We start from the raw sequence: 18,387 nt of genomic DNA on the forward strand, positions 1-18,387 counted from the left end.
TAGTGAACTTCAGGTATCGGCGCGGACGTCTCGTGGTCCGGGAGATACCCTGCCGTGATTGAGTACTCCGCAGTGGTTGGTGGATTGGTAGGAGTGTCATGTCGGGCAGCGGTACGGACGATACCGACTGGACCGGTTTGCTGGATAGTGCGACGAATGGCAATAGCGGTGGTCTGAATCTGACGTTGAAGCCCGGCGTGTTGAAGGCCGGTGCTGACGCGTGTCATGTGTTGCTGAGTGATGTGCTGGGGTATATCACTGCGGTCCAGGGGATTACGTCGTTGCCGACGAATCTGTCGATCACCAACACAGGGTCCGTGACGTTCACCAGTTACCAGGGGGTGCAGGAAACCGTCCCGTGGAATGTGACTACCACTGTGGGTAGTCTGGGGGCTTTGTTCGGTGTTTTCAATCGGAAGACGTCCGAGCTGGTGACGGCTCTGCGGAATCATCAGCAGATCCTCACCGATATGGGTGACACGTTCAACGCCGCGGCCAAGGCGTATCAGCAGGTCGAGGTGGCTAACGCGGACTTGTTCAATGCGCCGTCCTCGGGATCGCATATCGACCTGACTCAGGACACGTCCGGTGCGGTCCAGGGGACCGGCGGGTATTGGGGTGCGAACCCGCACTTTGCGACCGCGGCGGGCAGCGGGGTCACGATGGACTCCGCGGTCCAGAGCGAGGTCGCGCCCGAGCCGAGTTCGTCCTGGAACGATCTGCCCGACTTCGCCAATATCGCCGACATCATCGACAAGTACAACGGCACGGTCGGCACCCTGGCCGGGCAGTGGCAGTCGCTGGCCAATCAGTGGGCCCGCAGCGTCACGACCTTCCAGAACAGTGTGGGGCCCGTGTTCGATGGATGGGGAGGGTCCGCGGCCTCGGTCGCGCAGTCCGCGGTCACCAGTTACGGCAGTGCCGCTCAGACCATGGCCACGTCCATGACCGATATGTTCAACGCGATCGCCAACACCAACGAGTTCCTGTATTTCGTCTGGCAGCACATGCCCAAGTGGGGGGAAATCGAACCCCTGAAGGAATACATGGACGTGGCCGGTATCACCGCCGCTCCCTCGGGTGACAAGAACTGGTATTGGAATGTCGGCGGGTACACCCTGAACACGGTCGATACCTTCTGGGACAGTGGTGATTCCAGCACCAGCAACCAGGGCTACGTCAACGGCATGCAGGCCCTGCTCAAACAGATCCCCTCCATCCTGGACCCCAACAGCGCCGACGGTGCCAGCGGCAACCTGTCCGGCGACTACAACTACAACCCCACCAGCGCCAGCGGCAACAACAGCGGCAGCTCGGGCAGCAGCGGCAGCGGCAGCTCAGGCACAGGATCCGGCACCAGCACAGGCACCGGCACCGGCGCCGGTTCCGGCGGCGACGCAGGCACCCCCAGCACCGGCACCGGTTCCGGTTCCGGTTCCGGTTCCGGTTCCGGCGGCGGCGCAGGCACCTCCGGCACCGGTTCCGGTTCCGGTTCCGGCGGCGGCGCAGGCACCTACAGCTCCGGATCCGGCACGGGATCGGGTACCGGCGCCGGCGCGGGCACCGGCGGCTCCACCAGCTCCGCGACCGGCGCCAGCGGAATGGACGCCTCGAACCTGCTCACCCTGTTCGGCGAGGCACTGCAACTGCTCGCCTCGGGCATCCCGCTGCTCGAACAGCTGGGCAGCCAGCTCGCCGGCGGGCTCGGGCCGGGCCTGCAGGCGCTGGCGACGGCCGTGCAGAACGGGGCGATGACCGTGAAGCAGGCCCTGCACGATGCCGCCGAGCACGTCCGCTCGGAGCTGACGCAGTTCGAGGACCAGTTCACCGGCCCGCACGAGCTGGATCTGACGCTGTCCCCGCGCGCCGGTGTAGCGGCCCATTGGGGACCGCAGGGCTATACGCCGGATGCCGAACCGAACCTCACGATCACCACGCGCAACGGCCCGGCCGCCGAACGCCGGATTCAGCTCGACGCCACCGGTGTGCAGGTACAGGAGGAACAGTAAGTGGAACGCACCTGGCAGCTGTCCGGTCTGGAATACCTCACGCTGCGTGAGCGACTGCTGGGCCGCCCGAACAGCTGGCCGTTCCGGACGGTCACCACGGCCGCCAACGTCTACGACCTTCAGTTCGTCAAGGCCCGCGCCTGGGGCGAGCTGCAAACGAAATGGGATCCCGACATCGCCGAGGCGGTAGTGCAATCGCTGGACCCCGATGTCAAGCTCATCGCACAGGTTTTCGGCGCTCGCAACGGCAACGCCACCCGGGATGTGCTGGTGGCCAAGCGGTTCGGCGATCGCGCGGTCGTGATCCAGGGCTTCAACCCGAAATCCGTGTACAGCCACGACGAATTCGAGATAACCCTCTGCGATGCCGCCGCCATGACCCGCGTGCTGGTGGACCGCCTGCCGCCCATGACTCCGGGCTCCCAGCCCCGGGTCGCACTGCTCAGCTACAACCAGCAGGACACAGCCGACCACTGGACCCGCGGCGGAAACAGCGGCCTCTACGACGACGGAGACACCGTCGACTCGCAGAGCAAGAATTGGCAGGCCGCGCCGAAATCGCGCGCGGGCAGCATCCAGATCACCCAGGGCCGTTCCAGGTTCGGCCCGCGCGGCAAGGTCACCAAGCACATCTTCTGGGAGGAACATCCCGGAGACGGCTGCTACCTCATCGATCTGGAGTCGCCGATGGCGGCGATCGCGGCCGACTCCGACAATCTGCGCGGCCGCATCGACAAGGAGTGCGGCGAGCTACTGCTCGTCGGTCAGGACGAGTCGCGGCGCGGCGTCGCCCGGGAGAGCGTCTACGACGAGTGGTGAACGCCCACTGTTCATCCGGATAGCGTCGCGTCGACAGGGATTGGGAGGCACTGTGATACAGCGCAGTACCCGGCTGGCCGCCGATACCGCCGAGGTCCTGGACGGCATTCACGAGGTCATCACGGGCCTGGCCGACGCCCGCGGCCGATGCCAGGCGCTGACCGTGACGGCCACCGCCGAGCGCGGGCGCATCAGCGTCGTGGCCGACGGCTCCGGAACCGTCGCGAGGATCGACTTCGCCGACGACGTCGAAGACCTCGGCTACGCCCGGATCGCCCGGTCCACCGTCCAGGCCGCCCAGGCCGCGGGGGCCGAGGTCAAGCGCCGCGCCGAGGAGATCATGGCGCCGCTGCGAGACAAACTCGCGCGGCTGCCCAAACCGGACGAAATGCTCAGCGGACTAACTCCGGTCGAAATCCCCATCCCCCCTCCGGCTCTGCTGACCCCGCCCAGCGAACGCACGTCACCGCCGGGCGAGCTGTCGGCCGTCCAGCATGTCACACCGCCCGAAATGCCAACGACGCCGCTCGGCGAGGGCGTGCCGTCGACCGGCGCGAGGATGCCCTCGCCTGGCGAGTCGACGTCGGATGCCCCCGGAACCGATGGCGCACTGACGAATCCCGAACCCGCGCCGCCAGGCGGCATGGCCGACATCGTCCGCCTGCAGAAGGCGCGCGCCCTGCTCATCGCGACCGGCACCGCCGAACGCCGCCGCGTCGCGGTCACGGTGAACGCGGACGGCATCCTCATCGACATCCGATTCTCCTCCGGCATCAGCGATCTGGACTACGACGAGATCGCCGAGGCCATCGTGGAGGCGTCCCGGCAAGCGGTGGCCGAAGTGGCTCGGCGGGCCACCGCACTGTTCACGCCCGTGTCCTATGACCGTTCCCAGTTTCCGGGCATTGCAGCGACATTGGCGGGGCTGGATAATCTTCGCAACCAGTTACGGTGAGTCGCAACATAAGTGACACGCGGTAACAAGCTCACATGGGAGAATCACGGTGGCACCAACGAATCCCAATATCTCGGACAATACGAACTGGTCGGGCCTGGCCGGTAGCGGCGACCTGATGCTCGAATCCGGCATCGCGGAGAAGTGCGCCCAGCACGTCGAGACCATGCTCAATGCCGTGTCGGGGGTGCACACCTGGATTACAGATCATTTCGCCGAAGCCGCCCCGGTCATCGCCACCACACCCGACAACTCCGGTCAGAGCCTGCAGGGGACGTATCAAGCGCAGTGGACCGGCACGTTGCTGCAGCGAATGGACCAGCACCGCAACATCCTCACCGATATGGGCAACACCTTCGTCGCGGCGGGAAAGGCGTACAACACGGCCGAGCACAACAACACGACAATGTTCGACAACATCTCGTTCGACACCTACGGCTCCGGAAGCGCGCCGACTGGATCCCCGCAGCCGCAGACGATACCCACGGGTTCGAGCACGACGAACTCGTCGTCGGGGACGTACGTGCCGTGGATCTTCGGGAGCCCCGAGAGCGGATCACAACTCAGCTGGGGCCAGCTCTGGACCGCCGGGCAGTCGATCAACGCGCAGGCCGTGGCTAACGCCGGCGGAATCTGGTATTGGCTCTCGGGCCAGCTGGACCAGGATTTCACCACCCTGCAGGACAACATCTCGGCGGCATCGGACCAGTGGACCGGGCAGGGCGCCACGGCCGCCATCACGGCCACCACGCAATACGTGGGCGCCTCCAAGGCGCTCACCAGCGGTATGAACCAGATCGGCCAGAGCCTGGTGACCGCTTCCGGCTGGCTGGGACAGACCAAGACCAGCGCGACACCGCCCACACAGGATCCGAGCAGCTACTCCACGAACGCGGATGAGGTCCAGGCCAAGCTGCTCGAACTCCAAGGCAACTTCACGACCAACTACACCACCAATTTCCTGAACACCGCCACCCAGATCGTCGCACTGCCGCAGCCCAACCAGGTCACCAGCACGGGAACCAACTCGACGAGCGGTTCGGGTACGACCGGCGCCACGACCGGCGCCAGCACCACAGACAGTCAGACCGGTACGAACGGCAACACGTCCGGCGACACCTCCAGCACCGGCACCTCGACCAGCACCGGCACCGGCACCTCCACCGGCACCGACACCAGCACCGGCGCAAGCACGAGCACCGGCACCGATACCTCGACAGGAACCGATACATCCACCGGCACAACGGGTTCCACCTCGGACCCGCTATCCTCGGTCACCGACCCAGCGCAGAATCTCGCCAAGGATCTGACCAACCCGTCGAACCCCCTGGGGGCCACGCCCCTCGTAACGCCACTGTCCTCGCTCCCCACCGGAACCGGCACCCCGGGCAGAGGTCTAGGTGGCGGCCTGGGTAGCAGCCTGGGCAAGGGATTCGGCCGCGGGCTCGCCGCGGCCGAGCGGGAGCTGGCACAGGAGTCGAAGCTGTTCCCCCGCTCCAGCATGCCGCCCGAGGAGGAGCTCCCGAAGGCCGGGCTCGCCGAGGAGGAGGGCCGCGAACCCGGCTTCCCGATGGGCGGCGGGCGCAGCAAGAAGGACGAGGAGAAGGAGCGCAAGCGCCTCGACATCCTCAATTCCACCGAACATCTCGACGGGGCGATGGGCACGATGGGCCGCATCGTGCGTCCGGTGCTCGAGCGATGAGCGTGTCCTGGACCCTCACGGATGTCGAACTGATCGTGCTGTGGGACAGGCTGTTCCGCGACCGGCTGCCACACCCGCTGTTCGCGCTGCAGCGGGGCGGGAATCTCGACGGCTGGGAGCGCCTGGCCACCGAGGCATGGGAGGGACTGCGCACCCGGGACGACGGCGCCCTGAACGATGCCCTGAGCCGGGTGGCGCAGGCCGATGTCCGGGTGCGCGCGCACCTCACCGATCCGCGCGATCAGCAGGATCCCGTCACCCGGGTGCGCGTGCTCGGCGCCCGCCAGGGCGCGTCGGCAGTGCTGATCCGCCAGCAGCCCGGCGAAACCGTCTGGCACAGTGGAGGATTTGTGATCACCATGGGCGACGCCGAACGCCTGGCCGGTGCGGTGGTCGGGGCACTGCCGCAGTGTCCGGCCGCCGAGGGCCCGGACATCCCACTGGTGACCCGGGACCGCGGCCATACCGAATACCACCACGGCAGATCCCTCGCCAGCGCCGACTATCTGGATGCCGACCGCCGCAGCGCGGCCTGGCTCGAGCATCCGGTCGCGCTCGCCGGCTCGATCGAAACGGCCCAGGGCAGTTCGATTTACGGTTCCCGCGGGATCACCACGTATCGCATCGGCCTGCGGGATCTCATCGGCGTCGGCCGCTACGCCGTCCCCGAGACGTACGACCCGATCGCGGTGCCAGTGGACCGGCATCGGCTCGCGGCCCTGATCGCCGCCGATATCGCCAAGGTCGTACAGACACTGGAGGACGAGCGCTGTGCCTGACTCATCCTGGGACGCGGACCCGGACGCCGGAGTCCCACCGGTCGGTGGCATCATTCACGACGGCGTCTACACCGGCAGCGATCCCGACGGCCCGGCCACCGAGGCCACCGCGACCGGACCCGACCAGACCACCGCCGAATTCGCGACGCATCGGGACGAACCCGAGTTCGCCACCTACTCCGTCGGCCAGGCGTCGCTGCGCGGCGGGGAGATTCAGCTGTCCGCAACCGATTCCGGTATCCCGGTCGCGCTCCGCGTCACCGCCGGCCAGCTCCGGCGCGATCCGCAGGATGTCGGCGACGACCTACTGCGCCTGTGCCGCCTCGCCGCAGCCCGCGCGGGCCTAACCCGCCGCTCCTACCTCGCCGATCTCGGCATCCCGGCCAACGCGCTGGAGCTGCTGGGCCTGCCCACCCAGGAGGAGGTGGAGACCATGGAACTGGCCGACGAGGTCGTCCACGACTACGAACCGCGCAGCCTGATGGAGCCCGACGGGAGCATCTGGTGACGGTCGATGATTTCGCCGCGCTCCAGGATTCCGCCCGCGCCCGACTGGATCGCATGCGGCAGCTCGCGGATGACCTGGCCGCCGTCAAGATCCAGCATACCGGCGCGAAGGGGGCGGTGACCGTGATCGTCGACGGCTCCGCTCGACTGCTGGATATCCTGCTTTCCGAGGATATTTCGCGTCTATCCCCCGCCGAGTTCGAGCGCGCGGTGCTCGACACGGCAGCAGCAGCCGCGCAACAGGCCCTCGCCCGGCGCGGCATGCTGATCACCGAATTCAACGAACAGGTGAACAATTGACTTTCGCACTTACGCTGGCTTGCCCAACCTCGCGCCCTCATTACCATTCATAGCAAATGTCCTGCGTAGCAGGCATATTGCTGATCACTAGGAGGGCACCATGGCTGACGGTATCAACGTGCGGCCCCAGACGTTCCGGCAGTACGGCGATATCTCCGCGGGAATGGCCACGACGGTGGCCGCCGCCGGCGCCGTGGACCAGGCTGCCAGCGTGACCGCCGCGGTGCCGATCTTCGGCCTGATCGGCCAGGAATTCCTAGCTGGTTTCGCCTACGCCCAGGCCAATCACTTTGCCGCGGTGGCGGATCTGGTCGACAACTACGCCACCACCGCGGCCGCCGCGCACGGGTCCGCTGCCCTATACGAGCAGCACGAGCAGCGCAGCGTCGACACCTTCGGTGCGACGACAACGATTGCGCAGCAGTGATTCCCGTCGCCGAGCCCCTGACGGCGCCGCTGCATCCGACCGTCCTGGACGCCCTGCGGAACACCCCCGCCGCACCGCTGGCGAACCTGCCCGCCGCCCAGGTTTTGGACGGCATGGGACTGCCCGCGCTGCCGCAGGTGCCCGCCGCCCTGCCGGTGTTCCCCGGTGCCCCCGTACTACCGCCGCTGGATCCGGCCGCACTGGTCAAGCCGATCACCGACCTGTTCGGCGGCTTCGGCAACGGACAACTGGGCGCGGCCGGCGCGCTCAACCCGCAGACCCTGCTGCAGAATGTGATGCAGGCGATCCAGACTGCGACACAGTTTGCTCAGCAGGGCATCTCGCTGCTACAGACGATGCAAAGCGCCGGAACACAGGCGGCCACCTCCTCGGCCGTGGCGACCCAGGGCACGTCGGCGGCGGTGGGCGGCCAGGCCCTGGATATGCACACCACGATGGGCGCCGCGTCCGTCACGGTCGCGACCGGATACGCCCAGATGGCCGCGGTGGCAGCCAAATTCGCGATCACCGCCGCGGCGCTGGGCCCCACCCTGGTCACCCCGCCCGGTCAGGCGGCGCTGCTTGCCACCGCGCTGGAGACCGGCGCCGAGGCGACGGCGATCACCGCCAAGACCAAGGCGGAGCTGGCCGGGCACACCGCGAAGATGGTCTCGACGGGCACCCGGGTCAAGCCCACGTGCAAACCCAAGCTCTCGTCGTTGAAGGCCGCGACGCCCTCCGGCGGCACCTCGACCACGGGCACGTCGACCACCGCCGGCTCGGGCGCGGGCACCACCGGCAGCACCTCGAGCACGCAGTCGCAACTGCCGCAACTGCTGTCGGCGCTGCAGGGGGTGGTGCAGCCGCTGCAGTCCGCCGCACAGCAGATCGGTCAGCGGCTCACCCCGGCCCCCGCCGCCACAGGGCGTTCGGTCGCCGCCCGGACGGCCCTGTCCACGCCGCTGCGCGGCACGACCGGATACAGCGGCGCGGCAACGAATGTCGCCTCCTCGACGCCGCTGAGCCAGTGGCAGCAGGAGGGCATCGCGACCACGGCCACGCAGTCGTCGGAATTCACCGCGCTACCGTTCGGCGGCAGCGTCGCCGACGCCACCCAAACCGAGGAGGCGACGATGATTCCCCCGATGGTCCCGGCGGCCGGAGTCATGGCAGGAGCGGGCCGGAGCGGCACCTCCAGTACCCCCGAATCGCTGATCAACGCCCATCACGGCGACGAGCTCGTCGGCGACGCGCCCGGCGACGTCGCCGCCCCCGTCATCGGCGCGCTCGTCACCGGCAGCGGCCCCGACACCCCGTTCAGTCTCTGACAGGAGAAACCCATGAGCCACGTAGCTTTCGATCACGGCCTGGCCAGACTCGCGGCCGGCCGCCTGGACACGCTCGCCGATTCGCTCGAGGGGCAGATGAACGACTCCGAGCACGCGCTGCACCCGGCCGCCCCGGCCCTGGACCCGGTATCGAACCGCACCTCGCAGACCCTCGGCAACGTCGGCGTCATGTTCCGCCAGTCGTATCTGAGCGGCGTGCACGAGCTACGCAAGATCGCCGCGAACCTGCGCACGCACGCCGACCTGCACGAGAGCACCGAGGGCGACTCCGCCGACTTCTTCCGCCCCCTGGCCTGATACCCGCGCCCACCCCGGCCGCCGCGCACCGCGAGAGGAGGAATGAGGACATGGTCGAACCGCAGCATCCGGGATTCACCGGCGCGGTATGGGACGCCGTCCCGCCCGAGCAACTGGCCCACGAGCTGACCATGGGACCGGGCGCGGCCCCGGTGGCCGAGACCGGCCTGGCATACAGCGGGCTGAGCGCGGGACTGGGTGGGGCCGCCGCGGAATTCCGCTCCATCCTGTCGGTGATCGGCGACGCCTGGGGCTCGAAGTCCAGCGAGGACGGCATCGCACAGATGCGCGGGCTGGCAGACTGGTTCGACGAGATAGCCACGGCGGCACGGCAGAACGCCGAGACCGCCGCCCATCAGGCGACGTCCTACGAGATCGCCCAGGTCGCCATGCCGCACGTCGCCGAGGTGACCCAGGCCGTGCGGACCGCCCAAGCCATGCTCCACGGCAGCGTGCTCGGCGCACCGCTGGCCGGACTGCTCGACACGGCCGAGCAGCAACTCGATGACATGCGTGAACAGGCCGCGCAGGTCATGCGCACCTACGAGGCGGCCAGCGAGAAAATGGCCCACGTGTGGCAGCAGCAGCACGCGCCCGACGTGTCGGACGGTGCGAATCTGCTCACCGAGCAGTCCCCGGGCCGGTCCGATGGGCAGCCCCAGGGCCCGCCCGCGAACGCCGCCTCGGTGGAACAGCCCGCGCTGCAACTCCCTATGCCGCAGGTGGATCTGTCCTCGCTGAACGTGACGCCGACCGTCCCGGTGGGCGTGGACTCGATGCTCATGCCGCCTGTCACACCGGCGATGACCACGATGGCGCCGATGACGGCCATCGCGCAACCGATGGCGGCCGTCCAACCGATGACGGCAGCCGGCCCACCGCCGCCCATGGCATCCCCGGCGCCCATGACCGCAACGGCTCCGACGACAACGGCCGCGACGAATACCGAACCGCCGACCGCTCGAGCCGCCGACGCCGGCGGTCTCGGCGACCAGATCGCGATCGATGCCGGATTCGCCACCACCCCAGCGGTATTGGGCCGGGGCGCGACTCAGCCTGAACAGCGGGTCCACCTGACGCCGGATCCGGAGGCGCAGGAGGCCGAACGCCGATGACAGCACTCACCAGCGACGGAATGCTCACCATCGCAGCATCACTCGGCGTTCAGACCTTCCCCGCCGTGCTGGCATTGCGCCCGAGCCACACCGACCACGGGCAGCTCGCCGCCGCCCGCGCGGCCACCGCGACCACGCTGCGCGAACGCGGCGTACTCGACGACGCGGGGCACGTCCTGGACGACGAGCTGACCACCGCCCTGTTCGCCCTGTCCCGCCCGGACCGTGAGCTGGTGATGCGAATCCGGCGCGACGGCGCCCTGATTCGGATCTGCCTGACCCGCAGGGGCCTGGACCATGCCTTGGTGGTCCGCATCGGCGACGATCTGGAGGTCAGCGCCGTGTGGGGCGAGGAGGACCCCGAGACGCTGGCGCGCCCGTTGCTGACCGCCCTCGGTCCGTGCCCGCCCGCAGACCTCCCGGCCCTGCGCGTCCCGACCGCCGAGTTGCAGGAACGGTTCGACGCCGACGACGCCGACTACACGGACACCGCCTACCGCCTGGGCATGTCCGAGTCCGACGCCGTCACCCTCGGACTCGCTCTGCGGCACTGCTATTCGGTAGCCGAACTGGTCCTCTACAGCCACCGCGACGGCCGCGCGGTCCGCACCGCCGCCAGCGCCGCCGTCTACGACACCCCGTCCGGGCGAATCATCGGAAGCGGCAGCGTCGCCGCCGACGGACAGGCCTGGACCACCCTCGCCCCGGGCGGCGACCGACGGCTGGCGCAGGCGATCGCCGCGCTCGTCGAGGCACTGCCGGAAGGCAGGTGGATGCCTTAACCTGTCGCTTCCCGGCCGTCCCCGAACGGCCGCACCACATAGTGAACGATCCCGGTGATCAATCATCCGGAATAACTCGAAAACAGAAGGTGGAGTCGTAATGGCATCCGTACAGAGTGATTTTACCCAAGCGGCAAGCGCGAAGACCCAGATGGCCAACGTCGTGGCCGCCCTGCAGGCCAAGATCAAGCAGGTGACCACCGCCGTCGACGGGGCCGAGGGGGGCTGGAAGGGTACCGCATTCCAGGCCTGCCAGAGCGCCGCCAGCGCCTGGGACACCAAGGCCGCGACGCTGAATAGCATTCTCGACGACATTCACACGCTCGTCGGCGACGGCAACACGAATTACAATAATCTGGAAAACGACAACCAACAGGCCTTGAGCTCCTTGGCTAATGCGGAATCCAACGCATCGTCTGCCTATACATCGCTGCGCGCCTAATAAAAGTCAACCGCGCGAACCTATACCTCGACAAAAGGGAATCATCATGTCATCCGACTTCATGAAGTATGAAGAAAGTGTGCTGACCGATCTGTCCGGCTCGCTCTCTAAATTCGCGACAGACCTCGGAAGCGAATCCAATGATTTTCACACCGCGGCAAAAAACCTTGCCACCGCATGGCAGGGCAACGCGGGTCTGACCGCATTCCAGACCGCGGTGAGCAAATGGGATAAGGCCTTCGGCCCGGATGGGGACACCAGCAAGGACACCGCGATAGGCCTGCTCAATACGCTGTCCAAGGCGGTCGACACGGCCCTCGCGAACGCGCAGGCCGCCGACCGAGGTGTACAGAACTCCTTTTCCCAGTACGAGTAAGCCGGACGATTCGCCGGTCGGTCGCCACAACCACGCGACGGGTCGGCTCGCCCCAAAGTCGTCAGGCCCGTCGCCACCCGGCGACGGGCCTGACGTCGTTTCCGATCTCCGCGGCAGTCCCGTTCCCGCCTCAAGCGGGCTGCAGCGCCTCCCGATACCGCACCGCACCCTCCAGATACCGCTGCTCCTCCGGAATCGACACCACCCGCACCTCCACATCGCCGCCCTCGGTGCGGATATGCACCCGGCCGCGCTGCTCCGCGGATTCGACCAGGACCACATCGGCATCCAGGATGGCGGCGGTCGCCTTGCCCGTCTCCCGGACGTGCACCACCGTCGCCTCCGAAACCTGTCCGGCCGAACCGATTCCGTCGTACACGATCATCGTGGCCGCCGCGGTGTGCTGCGCGCCGCCGCCGGGCTGAGTCACCGACAGCGCCTCCGGCACGCCGACCAGCGCGGCCAGCTCCAGCCACGCCTCCGCGCGCGCGCTGTGCACGATCACCCGCGCGCCTACCGCGACCGCGCGCAGGGTCATCTGCTGGATCAGGTGCAGGCTGCCCACGATCTCGACCCGCCGCACCGACGGCCCGAACAGCGGTACCGCGACACCGAATCCGTCATCGGTCGCGCCGATCACCTGCCCGCATCCCCCGGCGGGCACGGCCAGACCGGCCAGCGCTGCGGGCGGGCCGTAGGCGGCCCCGGACGGCGCGACGAATCCGCCCTCCAGCACGACCCGGCGCTGCTGGCCCGTCAACGGCCGTAATCCGAGCTCCTGCAGCATCTTTCGCTGTTCGTCCCGTGCACCCGCGACGGTGTCGTGCCGCACCAGCGCGGTCACCGCCACGTCGCCGCCGTCCCGGCCGGGCGTCCGCGTTCGGGGGGCCGGGGTCAGCCGCAGGCGCAGCAGGGTGGACATTCCGGGCACCGACCAGATCCCCGCCAGCACTTCGGAATTCAGCCGGTGCGGCCAAACGGCGTATCCGGCAAGTTCGATATCGTTGTGCTGCACCGCGTTCCATCGCTCCGACCACTCACCCACCGGTGTGCCGTACAGCATCCCGGCCTCCGCCGCGGTGAGTTCGGCCGCGGTCAGGGCCCGCACCCGCACCCCGCGCGTGGCCAACCGGCTCGCGACGCGCCGCGTGGCGACCACCATCGTGCGCAGGGTGCCCTCGTGACCGCCGCCGCGGCTCTCGATCGCCTCGGCATTGTCCACCGGATCGAAGCGCAGCACCAGGCAGACCGTGCGCGAGGTCGAGGCGGGCAGCGGGCCCAGCAGCTGCTCGTACAGCTGGATCACCTCGTGCTCGCCGCGGGTGCGCACACCGAGCGTGACGACGTCGATGGCGGCGAGGCGAATATCGAACTGGGACAGGCATCGCGCCGCCTCGGCCAGCGGCACGGCGTCGTCCGTGCGGATTTCCTCCGGGCGCAGCAAAGTGGGCGCCACATTGGCGCGCTCGACCTCCAGCATGGTGACCAGATGACGCCCATCCCAGCGCATGCCGCAGCGCTCGCCCCCGGAATCCGGCACCGGCACATCGAACGGCTCGGCCGCCGCGGCGCTATCACCGGTGCGCCGACTCCGCAACCGGAGTGCGACCCGCATTTCCAGAATTCGCCAAATATTTCGCTCGCGAATTCGGATCGCGCCGAGCACCGCAATTCCGGAGCCGACTCCGAGTGCCACTTCGAGCGGTGAATGAAAGGCGACGGCCGTCGTCCCGGCGGTCGCGCCGACCAGAGCCGCGGACAGCACCTCCGGCAACGGAAATCGCGCGAACGGCCCGCGCGGGCCCACGCCCAGCGGCGGGATCGCCGCGACCTCCGGAATATCCTGCGCGCTTTCGTCCCCGACGGCGCTTTCGTCCCCGACGGCTCTTTCCGTCACCGCGACGCTTTCCGGATCGGCGGTCTTCTTGTGCCCGGCACGCACCGGTCCGGCGGCAACGTCACTCATTCGGCATATCTCCCATCGGCACACACCCCCGCATTACGGTAGCCTCTCATATGCTCGCCGGGTTTGCGTATTCCCGGGCATTGGTGGAGGAGGTGCAGTTGCCGGCACAGTTGACTACGCGGGCACAGGTGAATGGTTATCTATTCCTGTTGCGTCGTTTCGACCACGCCCTGGTGCGGCGCGATGTGCGCATGCTACACGATCCGATGCGCATTCAATTCCGGTCGTGGATCACCGGATTCGTGCTGGCCATCCTGGCCGTCGGCGGCTGTGCGATACTTGCATTCCTGCATCCGCAGGGGCAGGTCGGCGACGCCAAGATCGTCATGGGCTCCGATACCGGCGCGCTGTACGCGGTGGTGGACAAGACCCTGCATCCGGTGATGAATCTCGCCTCGGCGCGGTTGATCGCGGGCGGCGGTGTATCCCCTGTCTCCGTCAAGGATTCCAAGCTGGCGGATAGGCCGCGCGGACCGATGCTCGGCATCCCCGGGGCCCCCGCGGCCCTGCCCGGCCCGTCCACCGCGGACTCCGACTGGACCCTGTGCGACGACGTCGGCGCCGGGCTGAAAACCACTGTCGTGGATGGTAATCCGCAACTCAGCGCGCAGCTGCGCCCGGCGGAGGCCGATGAGTCGCTGCTGGCCTCCGAGGGCGGCTCCACCTACCTGATCTACGACGGCAAGCATGCCAAGGTCGATACGGGTAACGCCGCCATCGAGTCCGCGCTGCAGCTGCGCGGGGCGCCCCAGCGGCCCATCGGAACCGGACTGCTCAACGCCACTGTGGCCGCGCCCGATCTGGCCGTTCCGGCGATCCCGGACGCGGGCGCCCCCAACGCCGTGCGATCGAGCAATGCGCCCGTCGGCTCGGTGATCCGGGTCGAGGGCGAGGCGACCGGCTCGGCCACGCTGTACGTCGTGCTGCCCGACGGCATCCAGAAGGTGTCGCCCTTCACCGCCGAGGTGCTGCGCACCGCGAATTCGATGGGGCGCAGCGAGATCACGCAGGTTCCGCCCGATGCCATCCGCGGGGTGCCGGTGGTACATACACTGCCGATCGACCAGTTCCCCACCCGGCGGCCCACGATCGTCTCGGCGGACGTCGCACCCGTGGCGTGCGCGGCGTGGTCGCGCGGGCCGCACGATCCGGCGGCGCAACTGCGGGTGCTGATCGGCAAGCAACTCCCCCTGCCGGAAAGCACGCAGCCGCTCGCCCTGGTCGGCCCCGGTGGCGCCCAGGCCGACGCCGCCTACATCCCCCCGTCCACAGGAGAATTCGTCCAGGTCACCGGGATCGAGCCGGACAGCACCCGCCGTGACGGCCTGTTCTACATCACCGACACCGGTGTGCGATTCGGCATTCCCGATGCCAACACGGCCGCCATGCTGGGCCTGTCCCGGCCGAAACCGGCGCCCTGGCAGATCGTGAACCAGCTCCCCCCGGGCCCCATGCTGGACCGCCAGTCCGCCCTCATCGCCCGCAACTCCGTCCGCACGGACGGCCCCGCTCAGTGAACTCGCGGTGAATTCAGGTTCAGCAGTGCGCAATCCCACCCCGAAACGTCGGAGGCATACGGCAATCCGGCCGAGTATCACATTCAGCCGGTGCGGCGGCGATGTCACCTTCGCCGAACGCACGCTCAGAACATATGCAGGAGCAGTCCATTGATCGAATCCCCGTCCACCGAGCCGCAGCTGTGCCGAGTATCGGTGATCGGCGGCAACACCCAGGCGGACATGGTGTTGCCCACCACGGTGCCGATCGCCGACTTCGTCCCGGATGTGGTGCAGCTCATCCACTCTCGCACTCCGAACCTGAACGAGCACGACGAGGGCGTGTTGACCGCCCAGCACTGGACCCTGGCCCGGCTGGGGCACAGCGCGATCGATCCGGCGCACACCCTCAGTGAGGCCGAGGTCTTCGACGGTGAGCTGCTGGTGTTGCGCACGGACGACGCGGTCGACGCCCCGGCACTGTTCGACGACGTCATCGATGCCGTGGCTCGCCTGACCGAAAGTTCCTTCCGCGGTTGGACTTCCGTCTCCGCAGGCCGGACGGGCATGACCGGCGCCCTGGCCGCGAGCTTCGGCGCATGCCTGCTGCTGCTGGTGGCCAAGGCACACGGCGAGGGCATCGCGGCGGGCAGCGGCGGCTTGGGCGCCGGCCTGCTGGCGCTGGTGGTCGCCACCCTCGCCGCCCGGATGTACGCCGCGCAAGGCCCGGCCACGGTGCTGTCGTTGTGCGGGCTGGTCCTGATGGGCTGCGGGGCAGCGGCATTGATACCCGCCCAGCTGGGCGCACCGCATCTGCTGCTGGGCGGCGCGGTCACGCTGCTGCTGGCGGTCCTGGCGCTGCGCGTGGTCGGCACCGGCCCGGCGATGTTCTCCGCCGTCGTCACCACCGCGACGTTCACCACGGGGGCCGCCGCCGTGATGACGATATGGCACGCCGCCCCGCCGAAGGTTGCGGTGGGCGTGGCCGCACTTGCGCTGCTTGGCATTACGTTCGCGCCGCGCATCGCGGTCTGGGCCGCGCGGCTGCCCGTTCCGCCGGTGCCGACCGCCGGCGGGGTGATCGATCCGCGCGATCACGAACCTCGTCCCACCGTCGAGGGGATCGGCGCGATCGGGGCCACCTCGATTCCGTCGGCAGCCGGGCTGGGCAGGCGCGCGACGCTGGCGAACGCCTACCAGACCGGCGTCATCTTCGGGATCGTGCTGGTCACGGTCGTCGGGGTGATCATCACGGTCGCGGGCGCGGGCGAACATCGCTGGCAGGCGGTGGCATTGGCCTGTGCGGTCGGCGTCGTGCTGACCCGGCGCGGTCGGGCGTTCGCCGATCTGGCTCAGGCCTCGGCGCTGATATTGGGCGGCTGCGCGACCCTCATCGCTCCGGCGGTGCTGCTGGGCCTGCGGATGCACGATGCGGCGCTGCCCGCGGCGGGGGCGCTGCTGGCGCTGCTGGCGCTGGCCATGCTGATCGGCGTCGTCGGGCCGCAGCTCGAGATCTCACCGCTGATGCAGCGTGCCGGCGAGTGGTTCGAATACCTGCTGATCTGCGCGATAGGCCCGCTGACCTTCTGGATCATCGACGTCTACGCCCTCGCCCGCAATGCGTAGCGCCGTTGCGATACCTGCCCTGCAACGGCATTCGGTTCGCCCCTGGTCCGCCCGGAGCGCCCTTGCGGTGCTGATGCTGCCCCTCGCGCTGGGCCTTGTCCTCGCCCCGGCTGGAGCGGCGCAGGCCGTCGCCCCGCCGATGGTGGATCCCGGTGCGCTGGTACTGAATGCGCCCGTCGCCCCGCCGGAACCCGCACAGCAGCATCTGGTCTGCTCACATCCGATCTGGTCCGGTCCCCCGCCGGTCGGCGCGCCCGCGGCGCAGCGCGCGCTCGGACTGCAGCAGGCGTGGCAATTCAGCCGCGGCGCAGGACAACTCGTGGCCGTCATCGACACCGGAGTCAACCCGCAGCCCCGGCTGAACGTCAGCCCGGGCGGCGACTACGTCTCCACCTCCAACGGCATGGTCGACTGCGACGGGCACGGCACCCTCGTCGCGGGCATCATCGCCGGACATCCGGCCCCCGACGGCGGCGACGGCTTCTCCGGTGTCGCACCGGATGCGGCGATCCTGTCGATCCGCCAGACCAGCCTGGCCTACCAGGCCGCGAACAGCTACAACCCGGATGAGCCGGGCGGGATGTCGGCCGGTGGATACGGCACGGTCACCACCCTGGCCTACGCCGTGGTGCACGCGGTCGAGATGCACGCGTCGGTGATCAACATCTCCGAGGTCTCCTGCCGCCCGGCCGGGGACAACGCGGCCGACGCGACCCTAGGCGCAGCGCTGAAATACGCCTACGACCACGACGTGGTCGTGGTCGTCGCAGCGGGCAACCTGGAGTCGCAGGGCGCCTGCAAGACCCAGAACGGCACGGCCGGTTGGGATTCGGTGAATACGGTCGCCAGCCCGGCCTGGTTCGCCCAGTACGTGCTGTCGGTAGGCTCGGTCGAGGCCGACGGCTCGCCCTCCTCGTTCACCCTCAACGGTCCGTGGGTCGGGGTTGCCGCGCCCGGCAGCGATCTGATGTCCCTGGACAGCACCCCCGGCGGCGCCGGACTGGTCAACGGCACACCGCAGGCCAACGGCCAGGTCGCGCCCGTCGACGGGACCAGCTTCTCCAGCGCGTTCGTCGCGGGCCTGGCCGCGCTGGTGCGCGCCCACTCCCCGCAGTTGTCCGCGGGGCAGGTGATCGAACGCATCGTGCGCACCGCGCACTCCCCAGGTCCCGGCCACGACGACCGCATCGGCGCGGGCATGATCGACCCGGTCGCCGCGCTGTCGGCGGTGCTGCCGCCGGTCCCCGGACCGCCCGCCGCCCAAGCCATTCCGGCCCCGCCGTCGCCCGCAGCGCAGGATCCGTGGCCCCGCCGGATCGGCATCGCGGGCGCCGTGGCCTGCCTGGCGCTGCTGGGCCTGGTGCTGGGCCTGTCGCTGCCGTTCCGCCGGGAACAGCGCAAACCACTCGCCATGCCCGGCGACGACTGAACTGGAGAAGC

The 18,387-nt window shown here is 68.8% G+C and carries 18 protein-coding genes; 17 read left to right on the forward strand and 1 reads right to left on the reverse strand.

Translation table 11 applies throughout. From position 1 onward, the window contains the following. The first annotated feature begins 98 nt into the window (after positions 1-98). The 14 genes from ACV7NQ_RS06160 (at position 99) to ACV7NQ_RS06225 (ending at position 11,859) form a co-directional block, all read left to right on the forward strand. Positions 99-2,009: a hypothetical protein gene (locus ACV7NQ_RS06160; protein WP_463358730.1), complete on the forward strand. Its 1,911-nt coding sequence runs from the start codon at positions 99-101 to the stop codon at positions 2,007-2,009. Next, positions 2,010-2,828, forward strand: coding sequence for an ESX secretion-associated protein EspG (locus tag ACV7NQ_RS06165; protein ID WP_463358731.1), 819 nt, complete (start codon positions 2,010-2,012; stop codon positions 2,826-2,828). Positions 2,829-2,880: 52 nt separating this feature from the next. Beyond that, positions 2,881-3,783 (forward strand): YbaB/EbfC family nucleoid-associated protein, encoded by a 903-nt coding sequence (locus tag ACV7NQ_RS06170; RefSeq protein WP_463358732.1) that lies wholly within the window; start codon positions 2,881-2,883, stop codon positions 3,781-3,783. A gap of 49 nt (positions 3,784-3,832) precedes the next feature. Continuing rightward, positions 3,833-5,485 carry a hypothetical protein gene (locus ACV7NQ_RS06175; RefSeq protein ID WP_463358733.1) on the forward strand — a complete coding sequence of 551 codons (1,653 nt, stop codon included), beginning with the start codon at positions 3,833-3,835 and terminating at the stop codon, positions 5,483-5,485. Then, complete coding sequence (locus ACV7NQ_RS06180) at positions 5,482-6,264, forward strand: ESX secretion-associated protein EspG (protein ID WP_463358734.1); 783 nt, start codon at positions 5,482-5,484, stop codon at positions 6,262-6,264. The genes ACV7NQ_RS06175 and ACV7NQ_RS06180 overlap by 4 nt, the downstream gene beginning before the upstream one ends. After that, the gene (locus ACV7NQ_RS06185) at positions 6,257-6,772 is read left to right on the forward strand and encodes a hypothetical protein (RefSeq protein WP_463358735.1); all 516 of its coding nucleotides are present in this window, start codon (positions 6,257-6,259) and stop codon (positions 6,770-6,772) included. Before ACV7NQ_RS06180 ends, ACV7NQ_RS06185 begins: the two co-directional genes overlap by 8 nt. Then, entirely contained in the window at positions 6,769-7,071 is a 303-nt protein-coding gene (locus tag ACV7NQ_RS06190; protein ID WP_463358736.1) for a YbaB/EbfC family nucleoid-associated protein, read from the forward strand. The genes ACV7NQ_RS06185 and ACV7NQ_RS06190 overlap by 4 nt, the downstream gene beginning before the upstream one ends. 100 nt (positions 7,072-7,171) lie before the next feature. Next, on the forward strand, positions 7,172-7,498 hold the full coding sequence (locus ACV7NQ_RS06195) for a type VII secretion target (protein WP_463358737.1): 327 nt from the start codon (positions 7,172-7,174) through the stop codon (positions 7,496-7,498). Next, positions 7,495-8,826, forward strand: a complete 1,332-nt coding sequence (locus ACV7NQ_RS06200; RefSeq protein ID WP_463358738.1) for a hypothetical protein — start codon at positions 7,495-7,497, stop codon at positions 8,824-8,826. Before ACV7NQ_RS06195 ends, ACV7NQ_RS06200 begins: the two co-directional genes overlap by 4 nt. A gap of 12 nt (positions 8,827-8,838) precedes the next feature. Further along, positions 8,839-9,144: a PE domain-containing protein gene (locus ACV7NQ_RS06205; protein ID WP_463358739.1), complete on the forward strand. Its 306-nt coding sequence runs from the start codon at positions 8,839-8,841 to the stop codon at positions 9,142-9,144. Between the two features lie 50 nt (positions 9,145-9,194). After that, positions 9,195-10,259 carry a PPE domain-containing protein gene (locus ACV7NQ_RS06210; protein WP_463358740.1) on the forward strand — a complete coding sequence of 355 codons (1,065 nt, stop codon included), beginning with the start codon at positions 9,195-9,197 and terminating at the stop codon, positions 10,257-10,259. Next, positions 10,256-11,041, forward strand: coding sequence for an ESX secretion-associated protein EspG (locus ACV7NQ_RS06215; RefSeq protein WP_463358741.1), 786 nt, complete (start codon positions 10,256-10,258; stop codon positions 11,039-11,041). Before ACV7NQ_RS06210 ends, ACV7NQ_RS06215 begins: the two co-directional genes overlap by 4 nt. Before the next feature lie 100 nt (positions 11,042-11,141). After that, a complete protein-coding gene (locus ACV7NQ_RS06220; protein WP_463358742.1) occupies positions 11,142-11,483 on the forward strand; it encodes a WXG100 family type VII secretion target in 342 nt (113 codons plus the stop codon). Between the two features lie 46 nt (positions 11,484-11,529). After that, entirely contained in the window at positions 11,530-11,859 is a 330-nt protein-coding gene (locus ACV7NQ_RS06225) for a WXG100 family type VII secretion target (RefSeq protein WP_463358743.1), read from the forward strand. 130 nt (positions 11,860-11,989) lie between these two features. Here the strand turns inward: ACV7NQ_RS06225 and eccE are convergent, their stop codons facing one another. Next, the gene (eccE, locus tag ACV7NQ_RS06230; RefSeq protein ID WP_463358744.1) at positions 11,990-13,825 is read right to left on the reverse strand and encodes a type VII secretion protein EccE; all 1,836 of its coding nucleotides are present in this window, start codon (positions 13,823-13,825) and stop codon (positions 11,990-11,992) included. 92 nt (positions 13,826-13,917) lie between these two features. Between eccE and eccB the strand changes: the two genes are divergently transcribed. The 3 genes from eccB (at position 13,918) to mycP (ending at position 18,376) form a co-directional block, all read left to right on the forward strand. After that, complete coding sequence (gene eccB, locus ACV7NQ_RS06235; RefSeq protein ID WP_463358745.1) at positions 13,918-15,342, forward strand: type VII secretion protein EccB; 1,425 nt, start codon at positions 13,918-13,920, stop codon at positions 15,340-15,342. A gap of 150 nt (positions 15,343-15,492) precedes the next feature. After that, complete coding sequence (gene eccD / locus ACV7NQ_RS06240) at positions 15,493-16,947, forward strand: type VII secretion integral membrane protein EccD (protein WP_463358746.1); 1,455 nt, start codon at positions 15,493-15,495, stop codon at positions 16,945-16,947. Positions 16,948-17,020: 73 nt separating this feature from the next. Further along, a complete protein-coding gene (gene mycP / locus ACV7NQ_RS06245; RefSeq protein ID WP_463365558.1) occupies positions 17,021-18,376 on the forward strand; it encodes a type VII secretion-associated serine protease mycosin in 1,356 nt (451 codons plus the stop codon). The last annotated feature ends 11 nt before the right edge of the window (positions 18,377-18,387 follow it).

Source organism: Nocardia sp. Tas62D01, from assembly GCF_055232035.1.

Bases quoted from the DNA above. Each gene is read 5' to 3' on its own strand.
- ACV7NQ_RS06160 (WP_463358730.1), top strand. From the start codon at position 99: ATGTCGGGCAGCGGTACGGACGATACCGACTGGACCGGTTTGCTGGAT.
- ACV7NQ_RS06180 (WP_463358734.1), top strand. From the start codon at position 5,482: ATGAGCGTGTCCTGGACCCTCACGGATGTCGAACTGATCGTGCTGTGG.
- ACV7NQ_RS06195 (WP_463358737.1), top strand. From the start codon at position 7,172: ATGGCTGACGGTATCAACGTGCGGCCCCAGACGTTCCGGCAGTACGGC.
- ACV7NQ_RS06205 (WP_463358739.1), top strand. From the start codon at position 8,839: ATGAGCCACGTAGCTTTCGATCACGGCCTGGCCAGACTCGCGGCCGGC.
- ACV7NQ_RS06210 (WP_463358740.1), top strand. From the start codon at position 9,195: ATGGTCGAACCGCAGCATCCGGGATTCACCGGCGCGGTATGGGACGCC.
- ACV7NQ_RS06215 (WP_463358741.1), top strand. From the start codon at position 10,256: ATGACAGCACTCACCAGCGACGGAATGCTCACCATCGCAGCATCACTC.
- ACV7NQ_RS06220 (WP_463358742.1), top strand. From the start codon at position 11,142: ATGGCATCCGTACAGAGTGATTTTACCCAAGCGGCAAGCGCGAAGACC.
- ACV7NQ_RS06225 (WP_463358743.1), top strand. From the start codon at position 11,530: ATGTCATCCGACTTCATGAAGTATGAAGAAAGTGTGCTGACCGATCTG.
- eccE (WP_463358744.1), bottom strand. From the start codon at position 13,825: ATGAGTGACGTTGCCGCCGGACCGGTGCGTGCCGGGCACAAGAAGACC.
- mycP (WP_463365558.1), top strand. From the start codon at position 17,021: ATGCTGCCCCTCGCGCTGGGCCTTGTCCTCGCCCCGGCTGGAGCGGCG.